Source organism: Shumkonia mesophila (assembly GCF_026163695.1).
Classification (GTDB): domain Bacteria; phylum Pseudomonadota; class Alphaproteobacteria; order Rhodospirillales; family Shumkoniaceae; genus Shumkonia; species Shumkonia mesophila.
The window spans coordinates 21,731-43,715 of the sequence record NZ_JAOTID010000023.1; the positions used below are offsets into that span (position 1 = coordinate 21,731).

17 protein-coding genes are annotated in these 21,985 nt (G+C 60.0%); 11 read left to right on the plus strand and 6 right to left on the minus strand.

The annotated features are described in order from the left end of the window. Positions 1 to 8 precede the first annotated feature (8 nt). From ODR01_RS23345 to ODR01_RS23360, 4 genes are all read right to left on the minus strand, one after another. Positions 9 to 1,949, minus strand: a complete 1,941-nt coding sequence (locus ODR01_RS23345) for a TRAP transporter permease (protein WP_316980122.1) — start codon at positions 1,947 to 1,949, stop codon at positions 9 to 11. A 94-nt stretch (positions 1,950 to 2,043) separates the two neighbouring features. Further along, positions 2,044 to 3,015, minus strand: coding sequence for a TAXI family TRAP transporter solute-binding subunit (locus ODR01_RS23350; protein WP_316980123.1), 972 nt, complete (start codon positions 3,013 to 3,015; stop codon positions 2,044 to 2,046). Between the two features lie 729 nt (positions 3,016 to 3,744). Beyond that, on the minus strand, positions 3,745 to 4,710 hold the full coding sequence (locus ODR01_RS23355; protein WP_316980124.1) for a LysR family transcriptional regulator: 966 nt from the start codon (positions 4,708 to 4,710) through the stop codon (positions 3,745 to 3,747). 332 nt (positions 4,711 to 5,042) lie between these two features. After that, complete coding sequence (locus ODR01_RS23360) at positions 5,043 to 6,695, minus strand: IS1634 family transposase (protein ID WP_316980125.1); 1,653 nt, start codon at positions 6,693 to 6,695, stop codon at positions 5,043 to 5,045. A 489-nt stretch (positions 6,696 to 7,184) separates the two neighbouring features. Here ODR01_RS23360 and ODR01_RS23365 point away from each other — a divergent pair, with 489 nt between their 5' ends. The 5 genes from ODR01_RS23365 to ODR01_RS23385 are packed head-to-tail and all read left to right on the plus strand — an operon-like array spanning position 7,185 to position 11,980. Continuing rightward, positions 7,185 to 8,075: a polysaccharide deacetylase family protein gene (locus tag ODR01_RS23365; protein WP_316980126.1), complete on the plus strand. Its 891-nt coding sequence runs from the start codon at positions 7,185 to 7,187 to the stop codon at positions 8,073 to 8,075. After that, entirely contained in the window at positions 8,072 to 9,043 is a 972-nt protein-coding gene (locus ODR01_RS23370) for a hydroxyacid dehydrogenase (protein ID WP_316980127.1), read from the plus strand. The genes ODR01_RS23365 and ODR01_RS23370 overlap by 4 nt, the downstream gene beginning before the upstream one ends. Before the next feature lie 23 nt (positions 9,044 to 9,066). Continuing rightward, entirely contained in the window at positions 9,067 to 9,858 is a 792-nt protein-coding gene (locus ODR01_RS23375; protein WP_316980128.1) for an HpcH/HpaI aldolase family protein, read from the plus strand. Then, a complete protein-coding gene (locus ODR01_RS23380; protein ID WP_316980129.1) occupies positions 9,855 to 10,670 on the plus strand; it encodes a maleate cis-trans isomerase family protein in 816 nt (271 codons plus the stop codon). Before ODR01_RS23375 ends, ODR01_RS23380 begins: the two co-directional genes overlap by 4 nt. Before the next feature lie 53 nt (positions 10,671 to 10,723). Beyond that, positions 10,724 to 11,980 (plus strand): hydantoinase/carbamoylase family amidase, encoded by a 1,257-nt coding sequence (locus tag ODR01_RS23385; RefSeq protein WP_316980130.1) that lies wholly within the window; start codon positions 10,724 to 10,726, stop codon positions 11,978 to 11,980. Positions 11,981 to 12,362: 382 nt separating this feature from the next. Here ODR01_RS23385 and ODR01_RS23390 read toward each other — a convergent pair whose 3' ends face one another. Further along, on the minus strand, positions 12,363 to 13,070 hold the full coding sequence (locus ODR01_RS23390) for a ribonuclease activity regulator RraA (protein WP_316980131.1): 708 nt from the start codon (positions 13,068 to 13,070) through the stop codon (positions 12,363 to 12,365). Between the two features lie 127 nt (positions 13,071 to 13,197). Between ODR01_RS23390 and ODR01_RS23395 the strand changes: the two genes are divergently transcribed. The 5 genes from ODR01_RS23395 to ODR01_RS23415 all read left to right on the plus strand — a co-directional run bounded on the left by ODR01_RS23395 (position 13,198) and on the right by ODR01_RS23415 (position 18,298). Next, on the plus strand, positions 13,198 to 14,148 hold the full coding sequence (locus ODR01_RS23395) for a LysR family transcriptional regulator (RefSeq protein ID WP_316980132.1): 951 nt from the start codon (positions 13,198 to 13,200) through the stop codon (positions 14,146 to 14,148). 162 nt (positions 14,149 to 14,310) lie between these two features. Further along, a complete protein-coding gene (locus tag ODR01_RS23400) occupies positions 14,311 to 15,390 on the plus strand; it encodes a TRAP transporter substrate-binding protein (protein ID WP_316980133.1) in 1,080 nt (359 codons plus the stop codon). A 100-nt stretch (positions 15,391 to 15,490) separates the two neighbouring features. Continuing rightward, entirely contained in the window at positions 15,491 to 16,111 is a 621-nt protein-coding gene (locus ODR01_RS23405; protein WP_316980134.1) for a TRAP transporter small permease subunit, read from the plus strand. Positions 16,112 to 16,153: 42 nt separating this feature from the next. After that, positions 16,154 to 17,440 (plus strand): TRAP transporter large permease, encoded by a 1,287-nt coding sequence (locus tag ODR01_RS23410; RefSeq protein ID WP_316980135.1) that lies wholly within the window; start codon positions 16,154 to 16,156, stop codon positions 17,438 to 17,440. Between the two features lie 42 nt (positions 17,441 to 17,482). Next, complete coding sequence (locus ODR01_RS23415; RefSeq protein WP_316980136.1) at positions 17,483 to 18,298, plus strand: maleate cis-trans isomerase family protein; 816 nt, start codon at positions 17,483 to 17,485, stop codon at positions 18,296 to 18,298. 134 nt (positions 18,299 to 18,432) lie between these two features. Here ODR01_RS23415 and allB read toward each other — a convergent pair whose 3' ends face one another. Next, complete coding sequence (allB, locus tag ODR01_RS23420; RefSeq protein ID WP_316980137.1) at positions 18,433 to 19,845, minus strand: allantoinase AllB; 1,413 nt, start codon at positions 19,843 to 19,845, stop codon at positions 18,433 to 18,435. Between the two features lie 684 nt (positions 19,846 to 20,529). Here allB and ODR01_RS23425 point away from each other — a divergent pair. Then, positions 20,530 to 21,954: a Glu/Leu/Phe/Val family dehydrogenase gene (locus tag ODR01_RS23425; RefSeq protein ID WP_316980138.1), complete on the plus strand. Its 1,425-nt coding sequence runs from the start codon at positions 20,530 to 20,532 to the stop codon at positions 21,952 to 21,954. The last annotated feature ends 31 nt before the right edge of the window (positions 21,955 to 21,985 follow it).

Here is a 21,985-nt window from a genome sequence, read left to right on the forward strand (position 1 = left end):
GCACGTATTCACACCTGGAGAGAGCGCCGACGGAACCTGACCACGCAGCGGGCAGCTAAACCAATGGTCAGGAGGAAGCCGATGTTGCCAATCCAGTGGGCACCCGGCGCCAACAGGCAGAGAGCGGAGCATACCAGAAATACCACACGCTCCCACAGTCGCAGTTGGTCTAGGAAATATCCTTCGGTGGCCAGCACGTAGGCGCCGATGCCGACCACGCAATAGATCAGGACCAAGCCTAACTCGGTCCACGTCCAGTTCACGAACAGCAGGGAGGGATAGTAGACCAGAAGGAACGAGATCAGGAAAGCGGGCAACGCCATCCGCAGCGCGGTGAAGGCGATCTTGCCGGGATTGGCACCGGCGATCCCTGCCGCCGTGAAGCAGGCAATCGCCACGGGAGGCGTGATGTTCGACAGCGCGCCATACCAGAACACGAAGAAGTGTGCCGACAGCGGGGGTGCCCCCATCTTGATCAGGGACGGGGCGATGGTTACCGCTACTACAATGTACACGGCCGTCGCCGGCAACGCGCAACTAAGTAGAATGGCCGCCAGCGCGGTCAACACCAGGGCGACGAGCAGGTGGCCTTGCGACCACGCCTCAATGTAGCTAGTGAAGACTTCGGCGACGCCCGTCATCGACACCACGCCGACGATGATGCCGGCCACCATGCAGGCCATGCTGACTCCGATCAGGGAAGCTCCACCCTTCATCAGGGCGTTCAGCAGGCGGAGCGGCGTTAGCCGCGATGCCGATTTGAAGAAGCTGACGACGAAGATGGCGGCAATACTGAACAGCGCCGCGAAGATGGGGGTGTAGCCGGCCAGCAGGGCGATGATCAGAATCACTAGCGGCAGAAGAAGGTAGCCTTCGCCAAACACCACCGATTTCAGCGACGGAATCTCGTTGGCCGGCAACCCGCGGATGCCGCGTTTGACGGCGCGGAAGTGAATGACCGCCATCAGCGATCCATAGTACAGCAGGGCTGGGAGGATCGCGGCGGTAATGATGTCAAGGTACGGGACGCCGATGAACTCGACCATCAGAAAGGCGGCGGCACCCATGATCGGCGGCGTGATCAGGCCGCCGGTCGAGGCGATGGATTCCACGGCGCCAGCAAAATGCGGCATGAACCCGACCCGCTTCATCATCGGGATCGTCATCGTGCCGGTGGTTGCCACATTGGCGGCTGCCGATCCCGAAATCATCCCGGTCAGCGCGCTTGCCACGACCGCGACCTTGGCCGGGCCTCCCGCGTAACGCCCCGAGACGGACAATCCAAGGCGGGCCAGAACGTCGGTCGCGCCGGTCGCCACCAGGAAGGCGCCAAACAGAACGAACAAGCCGATGTAGGATTGCGCGATCTGGAAAATCGTGCCGAACAATCCCTCGCTGACCATGAACATGCGGTAGATGAAACGCTCCGGCCGTACCCCGAAATGACCGAGCGGGGAGGGCAGCATCTTGCCGTAGAGAGCGTACAGAATGAAGAGTACGCACAGGGCCGGCAGCCACCATCCGAGGCACCGCCGCCCGGCTTCCAGCGACAAGATGACCGCCGCCGTGCCGACAACCATATCCAGTGCGGTCATCTCAAGAGTTGTCGCGAACCGGTCGTAGATGAGGATCAGGTAAAGGCCGCAGGCCATTCCGGCGGCGGCGAGAATGTAATCGAATGCCGCCGGATTATCCGCGCGCCCGGTCGTCTTGCGCAAAGGGTGCGACAGAAAAACCAGCGCCAGCAGTAGACTGAGAAACAGGCTGCTCCGCTTCATCACATCGATCAGCAGGAAGCTGTTGATGAGTAGGATAAAGACCGCGAGCGCGACGGCCAGCGTGGCGACAATCCAGGCATGGATCCCGGATAAGGAGCGGCCGGTACCCTCGAGATCAAGGACGCCAAGCCGGTCGATCCACGACGATTCGTTATCGGTCTGGGAAGACAATGTCATTCTCCGCTGCGGCCCTGCGGTTGCCGTGCCCTTGGGCGGGCAACCGCAGGGGTGCAAGGTAGGGAATCTGATTGGGTGGCGCGCAGCTTCACTTATTGATGCTGGCAAAGAATTTTGTGGCGCCCGGATGCAGCGGGAACTTGAGGGCTTCAATCTTGGGCAGGGCGGTCGCCAGGTCCAAGGTACTGAAGGCGCTATGCGCCTGACGTAGCTGGCCCATATTTTTGTTCATGGCATCGAGGATGTCGAAGGCCAGTTTGTCCGGCATCTCCTTGGGCACCATGATCAACGCCAGATGCGATACGGTGCGGATCGGCGTCGGTTGGTTGCTGTAAGTGTTGGCGGGAATCGTCTCGGGCGATTTCCAACCGCTGTTCTCGACCACCGACTTTTGCTCGGCCTCGGTCATTGAATAGAGGACAAGATCATCCTTCTCTGAGATCCGTGTCTGCTCCATTTGTGAGAAGGGCACACCCGAGGTCAGGTCGGCGCCGTCGATGATGCCGTTCTGCAGGGCGGCCAATGCCTCGGTCTGGCCAAGGTATTCGACTTTGATGTCGTTGAAGGTGTAGCCGGCCCCGGACAGGATAGCCAGGTTGGATAGGGTCGTGCCGCTGCCGACCGACCCCACGGCCCACCGTTTGCCCTTGATGTCGGCCAGTGACGCGATATTTGCTCCCTTGCGGATCAGAATATGGTCGGTATTGACGAACAACGGCGCCAGCACAACCATGTCTGTATAGGGCTTGCTCTTGAAATTGTTGTCGCCCTTCAGGGCATCGCGAACCACGTTGCTCTGGATGATGCCCATGTTGGCTTCCTTGTTGCGCAACAGGGACACGTTCTCGACGGAGCCCGCCGATGCCTGGGCCGACGCGCGGACGCCCAGCTTGTCGTTGATCAACTTCGACATCGCCAAGCCGGCCGGGTAGTAAGATCCCGACGTGCTGGCGGTGGCGATATTGATAAAGGCGAAGTCGCCGGCAACGGCCTGCGAGGCGCAAAGGCCCATTGCCGCAATGGCCCCAACCGCCTTGGCGGCCCAGTCTGATTTCCGCATTTGCCATTCTCCTCATCATGGTATGGGTTGACGCGCAATCCAACGGACGCCACTGGGACGACCCCTCGTGCCCTCGTGTGCGTGGCGTCAGATCCCGCTTTCCGGACGGTGATCACAACTCATCGCGCGGTTTCGTGGTCGCGGCCGTTCCCAAAAAAGAACCGAGGTCGCCACGGACGGCTCGATTGGAAGAGTTCCGAGAGGAATTCAGGGGGGAGAAATGTTCCCCCTGCGAAATCGGTTTATTGAAATAATCGCGAATGCAGGCATCGTCTACCAATCGACCATCGATGGCAGTGTGGAAACCCCTGTCAATTAAGTCAAATACAATGATATTATCGATTTATGCAGAAATGGCATACATGGACTGTCGTGGTGGCATTGTTGTCACTATACGGGCTAAATTTAAGGCAATTGTCGAGATTTAACGCACTGGACGAGGCGGACGAACACGGTTTCTTTCAAACATTATCGCTTTCCAGCCGGAATCATCAAACATGCTATGTGGTTGTATTGTCGTTTTACGACGAGTTCCGGAGATATCGAGGAGGGGCATTCCGCCGACCCACGGCAGTGACCGAGAAGCTGCGGACCTACGACGCGGCTTTTCGGGATCCGGGTTCGATGTCCGCCATGAGACGAGGCGGGACAAGAACAGCCGCTCGAAAACCCCGCATCAACCGGCGTAGGACACGGGGGCCTCCCGGCTCAGGTTGTCGTGCAACTTAGTCAGCAGATCCAGCCGGAGAATGTTTCCTTGGTCCAGGACTTGGCATGCCACTCGACGTGGGGCCATTTGTTGAGAGCCTGGGGATCGACCAGGACTGCGGTTATGGTTTCGATCAAAGCCTGCGCCGCCGGCGAAATGCGTGTTCCGTTGCGCCACAGGATATGGATGGTCCGATTGATGATCGGAGGTTCCAGCGACCTATGGACAAGCAGTCCCTTGTCCTCACGGGGCAACATCAGCCCTGCCAGCAACGTCACGCCGATTCCTTCCTCGACCAAACCGTTGACGGTGGACAGGTGCGAAGCTTCCGCCACAACGTCAAGGTATATGTCATGTTGGAGTAGGATCGGATTCAGCAGATGTCGGATACCGGTGTCCTCCCCCATCAGGATGACCGGATAACGCTGGACATCCTTCCAGCGGACGATTTTCCGGCGAGCCAGGGGGTGGTCGGCCCGACACACGAGCCGAAAGTCGTCCGATGCCAACGGGGCGGCGCGAAGGTCGGGGCTCGGTTGGGTCTGGCTGGCAATCGCAAAATCCGCCTTGCCGGACAGCACGCTCTCGATGGCCCCATGGTTGTTTTCGTCACGGATGCCGACGGCGATGCCTGGATAGGTGGCTTTCATCTTTGCCATGACCACGGGCATCAATCGGAAGGCAATGGATGCAAGGCAGGCGGCTACCACATGCCCGCGACGCCGCAAGAGCAGGTCTTCAATGTCCGACATGACGGTGTCGAACTGGGTGACCAGATGCTGGGCGTGGGGTAGAAACTTTTCTCCGACCGGCGTCAGCCTCACGCGCCGGGTGGTGCGCTGGAGCAATTGACCCCCCAGACGCGACTCAAGCTGGCGAATGCAGTGGCTGAGCGCCGGCTGCGAGATGTTGAGCGCTTCCGACGCAGCGACAAAGCTGTGCTTCTTGGCGACGGTGATAAATGCCCTGACGTGTCGAAGGTTCACATCATTCGGATTCATAGGATAAACGATTAGATTAATCGAACAAAAATATCAATAGCGCCATGCCGTGATCGATGATCAGGGAATGGCCCCCGCCGACACCTCCCGGGACGCCGGCGGCCCGGGGACATCTTGAAAATTTCCAATCCCGTCGACGGAGATCGTGGCGAAGCAGGCGTCCGGGAAAACCAGAGAACGCTGACGGCGGGGCGAGACCCGACGATACTATCCTCCACTACATCTTCCGGTCCCTGCGCGCCAATGCCTTGACCCAACTTCCGCGGTACTCGACAGAAAACATTGACGTTCCAATACGCTACGAGCCGCGCATTGATTTAGGCACCACAGGTTTCGGACGGCGTTTTGGAGGCGGGAATCTCCTGGAAGACGGGCGGGAGGGTGATGCCGGCGGCGCGGCAAACGGGATCGATAGTCGGCCCCGGCGCGGTTCTGAGGAGGGCGCGGCGGCCGTCCTGCTCGACCTCGACCTCGCTCAGGTCGACGAGATCGTCGACGATGCGCTGCCATTCGAGGCCCTTCAGGCGGCGTACCGCGAGACGGTCGAACAGCTCCTTTCTCAGCACCAGGGCGAGGAAGGAGACGAAGATGTGGCCGCGGATGGCGGCGTCGGTTTTGTGGAAGATGGGACGGGTGGCGAGCAGCGCCTTGGCGGCCCTGAAGGCATCCTCCACCGCCAGCAAGTTGCGATAGCGCAGGACCACCTGCAGGGCCGATAGCTTGGTGTTGGTACGCAGCACGAACAGGCCGTCGAAGCGGGCATCCGCCTCGACCTTGGCCTCGTCGATGGTGAAGCCGCCGCCCTTGGGCTCGGCGAGGAAGCGGCGGAAGCCGGCGTTGCCGACCAGCGCCTTGTCGCCCTGGGCGAGCTTGCGCTCCAGCCCGGCGAGAATGTCGGCTCTCGCTTCGGCGTCTTTCCTGGCCTCTTCCTCGTTGCGGGCGAGCACGTAGCGGCGCTTGGCGATGGTGACGTCCTTGATGTCGAGTTGGGTCTCTCCCTTCTGGCGTGGGATGGTCAGTGGCACCGCCGCGCCGTCGTCATCGAGGACGTCTTGGCGAATCTCGCGGACCGAACGCTCACGCACGCCCAGGATGTACTCGATGCCGCGCGCTTCGAGGTCGGCGATGGTGGCGGCCGAGATCATGCCGCGATCAGCGACGACGCAGGCGTGGACGACGCCGAAGCGCTCCTTGAGGCGGCTGACCACCGGCACCAGCAGGGTGACGTCTGCGGTGTTGCCGGGTACCAGGAAGGAGGCGATCGGCCGGTCGTCGCCGTCGAGCACGATGCCGAGCACCACCTGGTTGAGGTGGGGCCTATAATCCTTGGAATGGCCGCGCCGGCCCAGGCGGGTGCCGCCCTTGCCCTCGAACCAGAGACTGGTGGTGTCGAAGAAGGCCACCGACACCTCGCCGAGCAGCGGCTGGCGGTATCGGTACAGCGTCTCCTCGATCGCGTCCGTCATGAAATGGCCGTCGCCGACGCCTTCGCCGAGCCAGGCCATCGCCTTGTAGGCGTGATCGAGGTCGAGCCCGTCGGCGCCGGGCACCCGGACGGCATGGCGCCATCCGTCGGCGTGGCGGTCGGAGCCCGACACCATGAGCCGGTGCAGCACCGCCAGATAGACGGCCCGCTCGACATCGAAGCCGAAATTGCGCCCCGCCAGCAGTTCGCGCAGGACGTCGCGGCAGCCCAACTCCTGCCACAGCCGGCCGAACATCAGGTCGGGCCCGATGCTGAGCCGCTTCAGCTCCGGCAACTCGCCCTTGTAGTAGCTCGACAGTACGATCGAGCGCCGGGAATGGCGCGCCGCCGAAGTGATCAGCGAATCCAGCAGTCCAGAGGCTTCGACCTCATCGCGCCGCCCCAGCGCCTTGATGACGCGCTGCACATGGCGCCCGCCCTCGCGGGCGTTCTCCACGAGGTAAAGGTACTCGTAGCCACCGATCTTCTTGGCGCGGACGAACATGGCGCGGCATCCTGCTTTGATCCAGGACACCACGACAGAGATGAGAGAGCCAAGGAATCATGCCGAAGACAACGGCATAGAACCTCTCTAATTTAGCACCACAAACCGATCTGTCCGCACCAAACCCCAGCATTCCTGCGCCTTCCAGCTCGCGCAAATCCTCAAACTGCGGAAGTTGGGCTTGACCTGAACCGGCTCGAAAATATCCAGCAGCGGAAGTGTCCAGCCGTGCAGGCGCGGCAATGGGCTCTCCGATCGGGCCTTCAAATCCCACGATGATCTTCCCGGAGTCCCGCCGCCTAGGCCGCCGTCTGCCAGCCATGAGCCCTTACGTCCATCGGCATGCACGATCGGGCCTGAATGCACAAGCATTCCGATGTCCGGATTATATGATTTTTTGGAATAATCTATGAACAAAATCAAATTAACTAATCAATCTCCCGGTGTTGTAATCGAATCTCTGGGGCAACGGTTGGGAGTGTGGCTGTCATGCCTGGAATCGAACAGGCTCGGGTTTACTTGGTCCCCGTGATCGATGTGAATTGGCTGACTTTCGCGCCATTCGATCCGGGACGGGGCTACCGGGTTGACCCGCCGAAAATTGAGCAGAGCATCGGCGAGACCGATCGGTTGGTCGGCCTTATGAACGAGCTGACCGATGGCCGCTATGTGTTGACGCCCCACTCCGGAATTTATTGCCGTGAGGCGTTCTATGAGGCGCCTTTCGTCGACATCTACCGTTCCGGCGTGGCCAGGGGCGCCGAAATCGCCGTCCATTTGCACGAGGAGGTCAAGGGCGTCGGCGTTCGCTTCGGCGAGGTCGATCACGTGCGCGAGATGTTTGCTCTCTGTTGCCGCAAGCTGGAGGCCGCCGCCCTGCCGTTTTCCAGCTATCGTGGCGGCCACTATGCTTACGCGCCGTTCATGAATGCCCTCCTGGAAGAGCACGGCATTTTCATCGATCTGTCCTGTTTGCCCGGTCTGAACGAGCCGACGAGGGAAGCCGTTTGGGTCAACGCAAAGTTTTCCGGCTACTACCAGCCGGATGATCCGTGCGCCGCAAATGACAGCGCCTCCAAGGTATTCGAAATTCCCATGGGATGCGACGGGCAGGGGACGGGCTATACCAACATCCTGCACATCGAACAGTCCAATCTCGACAACCTGAAACGCATATGGGTCATCGTTCGCGACCGGGCAGCAGCCGAGGGACGGGCCCAGATCGTCCAGTGCCTGTTCCATACGGCGTCGGTGGGACGGCAGGACTATGTCGACAGACTCAAAGGCTTTTTCGACCACGTGGTTCGCAACGGCGGCGTTCTGACCCGCCCCAGCGAAGCAAAGCTGATTTTCGATGAAGGAAAGGACTCGAATCGATGAGTTTGTGTCTTTTGATCCAGCCAATTCATGCAAGCGGCATAGCCCTTCTTGAAGATGCGGGGTTAACCGTGTGTCAGGCCAGCAAGCCCGACATGGAGACGGTCGCCAAGGAGATCGTTCCGGCGGTTGCGGCGATTACCCGTAACGCGGGGCTGAACCGCGCGGCGATGGATGCGGCCCCGGACCTCAAGGTTCTCGGTAATCACGGCATCGGGACCGACCCGGTCGATGTGGCCCACGCCACCGAGATCGGCTTGCCCATCATCTTCACGCCCTACGGAAATGTGCAGTCGGTGGCCGAGTTTGCCATCAGCCAGATGCTGGCCATCGCACGGCGGACCCGCGAGGCCGACCGGGCGGTGCGCGCAGGCAACTACGACTACCGCTATGCTCGCGATTTCGTCGAACTTCAGGGCAAGACCCTGTTGGTGGTCGGCTTCGGCCGCATCGGCTGCCGGACCGCCGAAATCGCCAAGGCCGCCTTTGCCATGCGGGTGTTGGCCTATGACCCGTATCTGGATGCCAGCGTCCTCGCCGCCGCCGGTGCGGAAAAGGTGGACGACCTCGATGCCGCTCTCGATCAGGCCGATATCGTGTCCCTGCATCTGCAACTCACCCCGGAAACCCGGACCATCATGAACCGGGATCGTCTGTACGGGATGAAGAAGGGGGCAATGCTCGTCAATACAGCGCGCGGCGCGCTGGTCGACGCAGATGCCCTGATCGAGGCGCTGGAAGACAAGCAGTTGCGCGGCGCCGCCATGGATACGTTCGAGAAGGAGCCGCTGGCCGTCGAACATCCCTACGCCAAGACCGATCGCCTGGTCTTGTCGCCACACATCGGGGGCGCTACCGAGGAATGTCTGGAACGGACAGCCGTGCAGACCGCCGAACAGGTGATTCAGGTCCTGAAGGGAATCAGACCGCCATATCTCGTCAATCCCACCGTGTGGGACAGACGCCGATAAAAAGAAGCCAGGAGGAAAAATCAATGATCAAGAGCAATTCCGTCAAGGCCCTGCTCAAGGCTGACAAGCCGGCGTTTGGCACGTGGATCACCCTGTGCCCGCATCCGCGGGTGGTGAAGATCTTTGCCGCCTGTGGCTTCGACTTCGTCATCGTCGAGATGGAGCATACCGATTTCAACATGGAAACCGTCGGTGGCCTGGTCATGCTGGCCCGCGAGGCCGGGATCGTTCCGTTCGTGCGTCCGACCGGAACCATCAAGCCGCATGACATGACGCGGCCGCTCGATGCCGGTGCCCAAGGACTGCTGCTGCCGTCCATCGATACCGCCGAGCAGATGGCGGCGATCGTTAAGGCGACGAAGTATTACCCGATGGGCAACCGGCCGATGAACCTGCGCGGCCCCCACACCGACTACTCGGCCGGAGACGCCGCCGAGATAACTTGGCACATCAATGAGGAGACGATGCTGGTTGCCATGATCGAGAGCCAGGTCGGCATCGACAATCTGGATGCCATCTGCAAGGTTCCGGGGGTGGATGCTATCTTCATCGGCCCCGACGATCTTTCGCAGGATTTGGGCATCCCCGGGCAATTGAACCACCCCAAGATGATCGAGGCCACCGAGAAGATCTTCGCGATCTGCAAGGCCAACGGCGTGGCTTACGGAACCAGCTGTCAGAACCCGGAGATGGCGGAGAAGCGGGTGGCGCAAGGCGCGCGCTGGCTGCCTTACCAGAATGATGCTGCGATGGTGTTCAACACCGCCAAGGCCGCGGTGCCGAAATTGATGGAGATTGGAGGACGCGGAAGATGATCTCGAATGCCGAGATCCCTGTCATTCGCGGGTGCGGGGTCCCGCCCGAACGAATTGCCGGCACCACGATGAAAGCCGTCCAGATGTACAGTCCCTACGGCTTTCGCGGGAAGATCGGGCTCATCGTGCCGTCGACTAATACCGTCAACGAGCCCGAGTTCTATAGGATGGCGCCGAACGGGGTGTCGATCCATACGGCCCGCATCAAGTTGCTCGGCAAGGCAACGGTCGAGTCCTATCACGCCATGGGGGCCGAGACCGAAAGGGCGGCGGCCGAATTGGCGACCGCCGAGGTCGACGTAATTGCGTGGGGGTGTACTTCGGGTTCGGTCATCATCCCGCGCCAGCAGCTCGAAGCCAGCATGACCAAGGTGGCGGGGGTTCCGGCCATCACCACCTTCGGTTCGGTTTTGGCGGCGTTGTCTGCCATGGGGGCCAAGCGGATTTCCCTCGGGACGCCCTATGTCGACTTCGTCAACAAGGAGGAGGTCCGGCTGATCGAGAAGACCGGCATCGAGGTCGTTGCATGGCACGGCCTGAAACTGGGTGAGACGCAGGAGGAGCGGCGTGGGATTGGCCGCGTGCCGCCCGAATCGCTGTCGCGCCTGGTGCGCTACGTCGATCGGCCCGAGGCCGACGTGATCTTCCTGAGCTGTACCAACATGGCCACCATCGAAATGATCGCCGATTTGGAGAAGGAGGTCGGTAAGCCGGTCATCACCAGCAACTTGTCGACCTTCTGGAATGCCATGCGGACGATGGGGCTGAGGGATCGCCTCGAACGGTTCGGCTCACTTCTCGAACGATACTGACGGTAGTCGTTATGATGGCTTGGAAACCAGAACACTTGGCGGCGGGTCAGGCCTTGGCCCGCCGGCTGTTCGACAAACTGGCGCGCGAAAGTGCCGATCCCCCGGGCGTCACCCGCAAGTCCTATGGCGAGGGTGAGCGCATGGCCCACGCCCTGATGATCGAGGCAACGGCCGGGTTTGGTGTCGAGGTCGCCCATGATGCCGCAGGCAATCTGTTCATCACCCTGCCGGGTGAGGATCGCTCCGGGCAGATCCTGGTGGCATCTCACATCGATACCGTGTCCCATGGCGGCAATTACGATGGCGCCGCCGGGGTGGTTGCCGGGGTTGCTGCCCAAGCCATCTTTCATGCCGCCGGACGCAAACCCCCGTTCGATCTGACGGTGCTGGTGATGCGGGCCGAAGAGAGCTGCTGGTTCCCCTACAGCTATCTCGGCAGCAAGTCGGCGCTGGGCATCCTCGATCCATCGGTCGTCGACAGCCTGAAGCGGAGCGACACAGGCAAGACACTGGCCGAGCACATGCGCGACGAGGGGTTCGATCCGGAGGCCGTCAAGCGTGGTGCCAGCCTGATCGACAGGAAGCGGGTCGTCGCCTACTTCGAGCCGCACATCGAACAGGCGCCGGTGCTCGTCAATGCCGGCATTCCGCTTGGCGTCGTGACCGGCATCCGGGGCAGCTTCCGCTATCGCAATGCGACCTGTGTGGGCGCCTATGCCCATTCCGGTGCCATGCCGCGCGAATACCGGCGCGATGCTGCGGCCGCCACCGGCGAGTTCGTTGTCCGCATGGACGAACTATGGGAGGATTTCCTCGCTCGAGGGCGCGACCTGACCGTTACTTTCGGCGAATTGATGACCGATCCCCAACAGCACGGATTTTCTAAAGTCGCTGGCGAGATGCACATCTGCCTCGATGTCCGCAGCCAGGATCAGGCCGTTCTCGACGAGGTGCGCACCCTCATTGATCCGATGGTCAATGAAATCGGCGAGCGGCGCAATGTTCGCTTCGAGCTGGGGCTCCTGACCGGGAGCAGTCCGGCCGTGATGTCCGGCCCCTTGCAGGAGATGCTGATCGCGGCGGCTGAGACGACGACCACGTCATACAGGGTCATGGCCAGCGGGGCCGGCCATGATGCCGCGACCTTCACGCAGGTCGGCATCCCGACGGCCATGCTCTTCATCCGTAATGAAAACGGCAGCCATAATCCCGACGAGGCGATGGACATGTCCGACTTCGATCATGCCTTGACGGTATTGGCCGAGACCTTGGCGGCCCCGGTCGATCGTTGGCGGTTGGTCAGGGGATGACAATGACTGATGGCCGCACCCTCGTTCCGGAAGTACGGCGACGGGAAATCTGTGGCAGTTTCCTGAAGGCTCCCGCTGTCGCGGCAGAGGGCGCGGCCATTGGAGCCGATGTCTTTTTTCGGGCCAGGTTCATGGGGGAAGAAACACACGGCTCACGCCCATTTCTCCATATCCTCGACCGCCCCAAGTCATCCTGGGGCGGCCGTGAGCCGGTGCTTGGCGGCAATCCCTATCCCCGCGCTGGGCCGGCCCGGATCGGAACCGATCCGGGTGCCGGGCGAGTGGGCATTTGCCGAAATGGAGTGTCGCTCCCCCGTCGGCATACCGGCCAAAGCGGCGGCTTTGGATGTTCTGGAGAAATGGTAAGGTCAACTTGGTGAACTCAATGGCCCGCTTTAAGCCATTCCTCGAATTCGCGCATCGTTGCCTCGGACGGCGGGTAGGTGCCCGGCATCGGGCGTCCTTCCAGCAACTTTTCCTTACAGAACGCTTCGACTTTCTCCTGACGTTCGCTTTCCGTGGCGATCTCGGCGGCAAGATGCGCCGGGATGACGACTACGCCATCGCCATCGGCGACGATGATATCGCCGGGATAGACGGCGACGGTCCCGCATGCGATCGGACATTGCAACTCATGCGCGAGAAAGGCGTTGGTGGATGGGTAGGGGGTGGGACCCTTGCAGTAGATTGGGAACCCGATGGTCGCCGTTTCGGTGACATCGCGCATGCCGCCGTCGCCGACCAGACCGGCGATCCCGCGCACCTTCAGCCGGGCGGCCATCAGGTCGCCCGCCATCGCGCTCCCGGGTTCGCCCATGCAGTCCATGACCACGATGCTGCCCGCCGGCGCGGTTTCGAGCATAACCCGTTGAGGATACTTCGGATCTCCAAGCTTTTCCGCGCCCCCCTTGTCTTCGCGGATGGGAATGTTTCGCATGGTGAAGGCGGGGCCGACGCATTTTTGTGTCGATGGAACCATCGGCATGACTCCCTTCATCACGGCCCGTCGGATTCCGCGTTTCATCAGGGCGGCGATGATCGTCGCGGTCGTGATCCCATACAGCTTTTCGATAGTCTGAGAATTATCCACGGTTGTTCTCCTGGATTAGTCGTCTGTTTAGGTGCGAACACGAGGTCATCTAGGTGGAGGTCCTCACGGAAAGTCAAATCGAGTTTCCGTATGCATTTATGCCTATTGGGTATTCAGGGGGCGGGGCATGGAATGTGCTGAAACTTTTCTCCGCCCGCTCAACCCGCGTCAGATCTCGGCATTTCGAGCCGTGATGATGACCGGAGGCATGACGGCTGCCAGCGCGCTGTTGTGCATATCGCAACCGGCGGTCAGCCGGCTGGTCCGTTCTTTCGAAGAGGATATCGGCCTGACCCTCTTTCATCGGAAGGGGAATCTGGTGGTCCCCACCGAGGAGGCGAAGGTGGTATTCCGCGAGGTCGCGCGGTTTTTCACCGCCAGTGACCACCTCCGCGAAACCGCCACATTGCTTCGCAATCAGCGGGCGCACCATCTGCGGATTGCCGGGATGCCGAGCCTGGTACAGGGATTCATCCCGAGGGTCCTCAGGTTGTTTCTCGACCGCTATCCCGATGTCAGCATTGTTCTGCATTCAGACACCTCTGTGGCGATTGCCGACCTGGTGGAGAAAAACCAATACGACATCGGCTTTGCCTACGTCGGATCCGAGCGACCGATGATCGAGGTTAAGCCGCTTCCAGAAACCGAAGCGGTCTGCATCGTCCACTGCGACATGGATCTCGCGGCCAGAGAGGAAGTGAATGCCAGCGACCTGTGCAAACTTCCGGTTATCGTCCTGGGGCCCAACAGTATTCTCCACATGGAAATCCTGTCGGTGTTGTGCGCCGAATGCCCCGGGTTCTTGCCGCGGATCCAGGTTCGCTATCCGTGGTCTGCCTGCTCGATGGTAGGGCAGGGAATGGGCGTCGCCATCGTCGATCCATTCACGGCCCTTGAATTTGCCGATGACAAGGTCGTTTGCCGGCGTTTCCGGCCCCGCATCCCGTACACCTTTTCGACGCTATTTCCACCGGGCGGCGAGGCGACCGGCTTGGCGCGCATATTCGCGGATCAGTTTTGCGAGTGCATGCGGAGCGAGTTCCGGGTGGGGCTGAGCGGCGATGCCGCAGACCGGTGATGCCGATGGCCGATCGGGGCAAAACGTTTGGTTATACTTGGATACAGATATAATATTTGATCGGATTGTCGTGTCTTGATACTGTTTATAGTATGTTATATATTATAACAATTCTCTAAGTGTCGATCTCTTGACGAAGTACATATGTATTGGGAGTTGCTCATGAAAGCAAAAATTTCGACAGCTATACTGTCAATATTTGCGGCTTGGCTATTTAGTGCCGCAAGTTCTGCTCAGAATTTACCAGATGTTAAACTGAAGGTGATCGGTCCGCAGTCGCGGGGCGTGGCTTGGCACCTGATCGTCAAGCCGTTCTGGGACGAAGAACTGCCGAAGCTCTCGAACGGAGCCATACAGCCGGACTTGGCCAGTATTACCGAGTTGGGCTTGTCGGGATCCGAGGTCTTTCGGCTGTTGAAGATGGGTGTGGCCGACCTTGGGATCATCGTTATGGGCTATGCGTCCGGGGAAGTCCCCGAACTCGACGGTTTCGATCTTGCCGGCGCCGTCCCCAATGTAGAAGCCCTCGGAGCGGTAACCACCGCTTATGGGCCGGTGGTCAACGACATCATGCTCAAACGGGTGGGACTCCGCGTTCTTGGTTATTTCCCGTTGGGCCAGCAGGGGCTCTGGTGCAGCACCCCGATCTCGGGCATCGGGGATCTCAAGGGTAAGAAGGTTCGGGTTTTCGCGACCACCCAGGCCGATTTCGTCGTCGCGCTCGGAGGGTCGCCGGTAACTATGCCCGCCACGGAAGTTCCGGCGTCGCTTCAGCGCAAGGTCATCGATTGCGCCGTCACGGGCCTGTTGTCGGGGAATATCGGCAAGTGGCCGGAGGTCACGAGTCACCTCTATCCCATTAACTTCGGCTGGGCGATGATGACCGTGGTCATCAATCAGAAGTCTTGGGATCGACTTGGCAAAAATGTCCAGGATTTCCTGACCGACAAGATCCAGAATGTCATGATCGCCCGGGCCTGGGATCTGGCGCGCGAAAGCGATGATCAGGGAATCTGGTGTTCGACCGGAGACAGCCGTTGTTCCTGGGGATCCAAGGAAAGCGTCACTCGCTACAACATCAAACTGGTGCCGTACACGGACAGCGATGATGCAATTCGCAAGCGGGCGCTGGAAGAAGCCGCTCTCCCGGAATTCGCGAAGCGGTGTGGCGCTGAATGTACGTCTGCCTGGAATACCGCGGCGGGCAAGGCACTCGGCGTGCAGGCCAAGGCAAAGAAATAATCCACCCGAGAGAGGTTGGAATGAAACTTGCTTGAAGGCCTGTCGGGGGGCACGCCTGCCCCCCGACCCCTTCCGGTGAGGTTCCCGCCGAGATTGAGAGATGACCGAATCATTGTTTGATCGCTTTTTGAGCCGCTGCTGGTGCCAGCTTGAACGTCTGTCGACTGCCTTGATCTATGTTGGGGGCGGATTGCTGATCGTGTGCTGCCTGCTGGTCGCGGTCGAGGTTGTAATTCGCAAGACTCTTAACCAATCGCTGCAAGGGGTGGACGAGATCTCGGGCTACTTTTTTGCCGTATTCACGGTCTGGGCCTTTTCTTACGCTTTATTCAGGCGGGCCCACGTGAGGGTCGATGCCCTCTATCTGCACCTCCCGTCCGGCATCCAGCGGATTCTCGATATCGTCGCCCTGCTGTCGATGGCGATCATTTTCACCCTGCTGAGCTATCAGGCTTGGGGAGTGCTGGCCGAGACCGTCCGTATCGGAGCCCAATCCAACACGCCGCTGCGCACGCCGCTCTGGATTCCGCAGGTGTTTTGGATGATGGGGCTGTGGCTTTTCGCGCTCAATATTTGGATCGTCCTCACGCGCTCGGTCCTCGCTCTGCTTCGGGGCGACATGAAGGCGGTGGAGGCGATGGCGGCAGCGCCTTCGATCCATGAAGAGACGCGCGATGATGTCGAAACGGCGCGCGCAGAAGCGGAACAAGCAAGAAGCTGACTGCCCGCCGGTTGGCTATCGAAAAGAAGGACGTCTGGAGAAATGCTCGGTACTGCCGTTCTAGCCATCGTAATTTTACTGGCACTGGCGCTTCCGGTGAGCGCGGTGATGGGGTGGTTGGGGATCATTCTCGATCAATCGTATTCCCACTTCGGATTCTATCAGGTGATGGGTGAGGTCTTTTGGACGCATGCCCATTCATTTACCCTGCTTCCCATTCCGTTGTTCGTCTTCCTCGGCGAGGTCCTCGTCCGTTCAGGGATCGCGGCGCGGATGTACGCCGCAATGACCCATTGGCTGGGCTGGCTTCCCGGCGGCCTGATGCACGCCAACATCGGTGCCAGTACCATGTTCGCCGCAAATTCCGGATCGAGCGTCGCTACCGCGGCGACGATCAGTGTGCTGGCCATTCCTGAAATTTTCAAACGAAAATACAATGAAAGACTGTTCCTGGGCAGTATTGCGGCGGGAGGAACACTGGGAATTCTGATTCCGCCATCGATCAACATGATCATTTATGGGTTTCTGACGGATACCTCGATTCCGCAACTCTACCTCGCGGGGATCATCCCCGGATTCCTCCTCGCTTTTTTCTTCATGGCCGTGATCCTGATCGCGTGTTTGGTTCGCCCCGAGTGGGGCGGCGTGCGCGAACACACTGACTGGCCGACCCGGTTCCGCAGCTTGGTTAATCTTCTGCCCCCACTGTTCATCTTCATGCTGGTGGTGGGATCGATCTATATGGGGCTGGCAACCCCGACCGAGGCGGCGGCGCTCGGGGTGCTGGGAGCCCTGGTGCTGGCTCATGTTTATCGAAAGCTGAGCCTGGCGATGCTCAAAGAGGCGATCAAAGGAACCATGCGCACGACCGGCATGCTCCTTCTCATCATCCTGATGGCCCATTTCCTCAATTTCGTCCTGGCGGCAATCGGATTGGTGGGCGCCGTCAACCGGATGATCGCCAACCTAGGCTGGTCCCCGGGCCAGACCATGATCATGATCATCTGCATGTACATGCTGCTGGGCATGTTCATGGACGCCCTTGCCATGATGATCCTGACCGTTCCCGTCATCGGCCCAGTAGTGTTTGCGCTGGGATTCGATCCCGTGTGGTTCGGGGTGGTCGTCATGCTGATGTGCGAGACCGCGCTGATCACCCCACCCGTTGGGATTAATGTGTACGTTGTCCAGGGTGTCCGCGGGAGGGGGGCGCTGAACGACGTAACTATCGGGATCCTACCGTATCTGTGTGCCTTGCTGGCGATGATTGCGATGCTGTTGATCAATGACGACATTGCTCTCTATCTCCCCAAGCTGTTCTACCGCTAAGCAAACAGTGACGACGCCACGTCGTCCTCGTCGGAGGTGAGCATGAAACAACGCAATACCCGATTGCCTGGAGGACTCGGCGTGGAGCCGGCACGGATCGCGGGAACGACGATGAAGGCCGTCCAGATGTACAGTCCGTACGGCTATCGGGCGAAGATCGGTCTGATCGTCCCGTCGACCAACACAGCCAACGAGCCGGAATTCTACCGGATGGCTCCGGCAGGGGTGTCGATTCACACCGCGCGGTTGCTGACCTTGGGGAAGACAACCCAGAAGGCTTTTGATGAGATGCATGACAAGACGGCGGAGGCGGCGGCTCAACTCGGCACGGCCGAGGTCGACGTGATCGCCTGGGGATGCACGTCCGGGTCGTTCCTGACTTCGCGCCACCGATTGGAGGAGATGGTCACGAAAGCCTCGGGCGGTATTCCTTCCTTGACGACGACAACGGCCATCTTCGAGGCCTTCAAGGCGCTGGGGGCGAAACGGATTGCCATGGGCACTCCGTATGTTCGGTTCCAGAACGAAAGCGAGGTCAAATGCTTTGCCGAAGAGGGGTTTCGGGTCGTTAGCGAGTATGGCCTCAACCTTGGTGAAACGCAGGAGGAACGACGCGGCATCGGGCGGGTGCCGCCGGAATCGCTGTTCCGCCTGGTTCGCCTGGTTGATCGCGTTGACGCCGATCTGGTTTTTTTGAGTTGCACCAACCTGCCGACCGTTGTGACGATCGAGGCGTTGGAGGCCGAAATCGGCAAGCCGGTCGTTAGCAGCAATCTGGCAACCTTCTGGCTGAGCCTCAGAATGGCCGGCCTGAAGGATCGGATCGAAGGTTTCGGCCGGTTGTTGAGGGAATGCTGAGGCCGCCGGCCTGAAAGTTCGGCACGGGGTATTCTCGCATGTTCCCGGCCGAATGACCTGCCAACGGTCGCGCGGGGGCGAGCCACGCGAGGGAGAAACCCGACCAAGGCGGGCATCTGTCCGAGGCGAGACCGCTACACAGGTGCCCTCGTAACCGCCTCTAGGGTCTTGTCCTGATTGCGCGGCGCGGGAGGGGGCATCCGCGGTTGCACCTCCCTTCCACATCCAGGCTGCATCACCAGCTCACCATTCCGCACGATCACCTGCCCGCGCAGAATGGTGTGGATCGGCTTGCCGGTTGTCGTGGATCCGTGCCACGGCGTGAATTTTTGCTTCGAGTGTAGCCGTGTTTGGTCGATGACGTCCGACAACCCCATATCGACGACCACGATATCGGCGTCTGACCCTACCTGCAGAATGCCCTTGCGCGGGAAGAGGCCCCATGCTTTAGCCGGATTGACCGCCGACCAGCGAACATAATCGTTGATGGTCATGCGACCCCGGTTCACCTCGGTCAGCATAAGTGGCATTTGCAGTTCAACACCGGTAATGCCGCAGCAGCAGTTCCAAATGTTCGGATCGTTTTTCCCACCCGACGTGTGCGGCGCGTGGTCCGTCGAGATCATATCGATCACGCCGTCCTTCAGGGCTTGCCACAACGCGGCGGCGTGTCCTTCCTCGCGGATCGGCGGATTGACACGTAGCACGCCTCCCCACCGCTCGACGTCCCGGCTGTCCATGAGGAGGTAGTGAGGGCAAGTCTCGACGGTGATATCGACACCCCTCGCCTTAGCGTCACGAATTAGAGGAAGAGCGTCCTTCGAGCTCTTATGGGCAATGTGCAATCTGGCGCCTGTCCACTCGGCAAAGGTGATGGCGCGGCCAACCGCCTCGATGGCGCAGACCGCCGGACGGGCCGCGAGGTGGGATAGGGCGTCGGTGCGTCCGGCGGCCCGCAGGCGATTGCTGCGGTGTTCGACAATCGAGGCATTCTCCGCATGGACGCTGCAGCGGACCCCATGGCGAGCAATGATCTCGAACCCCTCGAGCATCGCTCCGTCGCTTGGCGAGGGCAGGCTGCCGGTCGTATTGCACATGAAGCACTTGAATCCCGGCACTCCCGCTGCAATGAGGGCCTCGAGATGGTCGATGCTCGATTCATCCAACAGGCCGTAAAGACCAAAGTCCGCGTAGGATCGGCTGCTCGCTATCTCCCGTTTGGTCAGCAGGCCCTCCACGGTTCCCGTATGGGGGACGGTGTTGGGCATGTCCAGCACCGTAGTCACACCTCCCACTATCGCGGCAGCCGACCCCGTCTCCCAGTTCTCCTTGTCGGTGTGGCCGGGGTCCCGGAAGTGGACATGGCTGTCGATTGCCCCGGGAATCAGGTATTTGCCGGCGGCATCCAATTCCGTGAGCCCCTTGGGAAATGCATCGTCCTCGCCGATGGCGACGATCCTGCCGTCACGAATTGCCACGTCTGCCTGAACAGCGGAGTTTGGCGATATGACTATCCCATTACGGATAACCAGATCAGCTTTCTTCATTGATTTCTGCCTTTATCCTAATTTGCGGGTATGGCCGCCGGGTAACGTCACAAGGGTTATTGAATTGGGGGGATCATTTTTCGACGGCCGACTTCTTGTTTAGACCTATCAAGGTCCCGCTTCGTGGGAACGGGGTGAAGAGGTAGCCGATCATGGTCGCGCTATGGAAAGTGGTGGAAGAATTGGGCCCTGCTCCACCGGTGCCATTGAATTGATTTCGCAAATGACAGGAATGTGGAAGGTGCTGACGCCGACCATCCGCCAGCGTCCCATTCTTCCACGTGCGCACCCATGTGGTCTCCCGCATGTCCATGCCTGTCGGGTCGAGCCATCACCTCAACCTCAAGACGGACTGCGGCCAAAGCGTTTGGTTATACTGCGATGCAAACATAGTATTTGACTAGATTGATCTTGGTTGGCACAATCTTAACATGATGCAATATGGAAAGAAAAGGTGATAAATCTAAATCAATCGATTAACGATGTTTCGTATTATGACTTAGCAATCAAAGCAGCATCTCAGATGGGGGCGCTGGAAATAATTATTGTATTTTATTATAATTAATAAAATTTATTGTGGAAGCTATGGATTCTGACTGAACGATCATTTGATCGCTTGTCGAGCCGCCGGCCCGAGTGTGTTGATGTATATCCTCAAACAAAGAAGCCAAAAGGTGAAGAATCGTGACCATCACGACACGAGAGACGTCGAGTTCATTTCTGCAGAGTGTTGACGGGATGTATGCGCGGGCGGCCGCGCTTTGTCCGATGGAAGAGGGGCTCCAGGAACGGATCCGGCAGTGCAATTCGGTCTACATGGTGCGTTTCGGCGTGCGTCTGCGGGGCTGCATGCACAGCTTCGTCGGCTGGCGTGCCGTGCACAGCGAGCATTTCGATCCGGTGAAGGGGGGCATCCGCTATGCCCTGGACGTCGACCAGGAGGAGGTCGAGGCCCTGGCGGCGCTCATGACCTACAAATGCGCTCTCGTGGACATTCCGTTCGGCGGTTCGAAGGGGGCTCTCAAGATCGATCCGGCGGCTTGGGAGGAGCACGAGCTCGAACGCATCACCCGGCGTTTCACGCAGGAGCTGGCCCGTCGCAACCTGATCGGCCCCAGCCAGAATGTCCCGGCGCCCGACATGGGGACCGGCGAGCGCGAGATGGCCTGGATGGCGGACGAATACCGCCGGCGTAACCCCCTCGATATCAATGCAGCAGCCTGCGTGACCGGCAAGCCGATCTCGCGCGGTGGCGTGGACGGTCGTACCGAAGCCACCGGGCGGGGCGTTCAATACGCCATCCGCGAATTCTTCCGTCACCCTGACCACGTTGCCAAAACCGGGCTCTCGGGGGAACTCAGGGGCAAGCGGGTCATCGTGCAGGGGTTGGGGAATGTGGGTTACCACGCTGCCAAGTTCCTGTCGGAAGAGGATGGCTGCCTGATTGTGGGGATCGTCGAGCGTGACGGGGCGCTGCGCTCGGCAACTGGACTGCCGGTGGAGAAGGTGCGCCAACACCTCCGTGCCAAAGGCAAGATTGCCGGCTTTCCCGGGGCTCAGTACGTGGAGAAGGGATCGGTTGTCCTCGAGGATGGCTGCGACATTCTTATCCCGGCGGCCATCGAGAATGTCATCACGGCAGAAAATGCGCCGCGGATATCGGCGCCGCTGGTGGTCGAGGCGGCGAACGGACCCACGTCACTCGATGGGGACCGGATTCTCGCCGAGAAAGGCATTACGGTTCTGCCGGACCTTTTCGTCAACGCGGGCGGTGTAATCGTCAGCTATTTCGAATGGGTTGAAAATCTCAGTCATATGCGATTTGGACTGCTCGAACGCCGTCGCCAGGAGACCCGTAACCAACAGATCGCGGACATTCTTGAAAAAATGACGGGAAAGGCTTTTCCCGCCGATAGGCTCGCCGACTTCGTCAAGGGAAGCCGCGAGGTGGATCTGATCCGCTCGGGACTCGACGAGATGATGCGTGCCGCTTATGCCCAGATGACGACGCTCATGAACAGCCGTCCCGATGTCCGGGATTTCCGCACCGCCGCCTACATGAGCGCCATCCAGCGCGTGGTCGACGCCTACAAGGCTTTGGGAATCTAACCAGCAGACATAAACCTCCCTCTGACTCGAG

Coding starts and splice junctions, on each gene's coding strand:
- ODR01_RS23370 (WP_316980127.1), top strand. CDS start 8,072: ATGAGTTTGTGTCTTTTGATCCAGCCAATTCATGCAAGCGGCATAGCC.
- ODR01_RS23415 (WP_316980136.1), top strand. CDS start 17,483: ATGAAACAACGCAATACCCGATTGCCTGGAGGACTCGGCGTGGAGCCG.
- ODR01_RS23365 (WP_316980126.1), top strand. CDS start 7,185: ATGCCTGGAATCGAACAGGCTCGGGTTTACTTGGTCCCCGTGATCGAT.
- ODR01_RS23350 (WP_316980123.1), bottom strand. CDS start 3,015: ATGCGGAAATCAGACTGGGCCGCCAAGGCGGTTGGGGCCATTGCGGCA.
- ODR01_RS23395 (WP_316980132.1), top strand. CDS start 13,198: ATGGAATGTGCTGAAACTTTTCTCCGCCCGCTCAACCCGCGTCAGATC.
- ODR01_RS23360 (WP_316980125.1), bottom strand. CDS start 6,695: ATGTTCGTCCGCGCCAAGAAGATCGGTGGCTACGAGTACCTTTACCTC.
- ODR01_RS23380 (WP_316980129.1), top strand. CDS start 9,855: ATGATCTCGAATGCCGAGATCCCTGTCATTCGCGGGTGCGGGGTCCCG.
- ODR01_RS23405 (WP_316980134.1), top strand. CDS start 15,491: ATGACCGAATCATTGTTTGATCGCTTTTTGAGCCGCTGCTGGTGCCAG.
- allB (WP_316980137.1), bottom strand. CDS start 19,845: ATGAAGAAAGCTGATCTGGTTATCCGTAATGGGATAGTCATATCGCCA.
- ODR01_RS23400 (WP_316980133.1), top strand. CDS start 14,311: ATGAAAGCAAAAATTTCGACAGCTATACTGTCAATATTTGCGGCTTGG.
- ODR01_RS23375 (WP_316980128.1), top strand. CDS start 9,067: ATGATCAAGAGCAATTCCGTCAAGGCCCTGCTCAAGGCTGACAAGCCG.
- ODR01_RS23410 (WP_316980135.1), top strand. CDS start 16,154: ATGCTCGGTACTGCCGTTCTAGCCATCGTAATTTTACTGGCACTGGCG.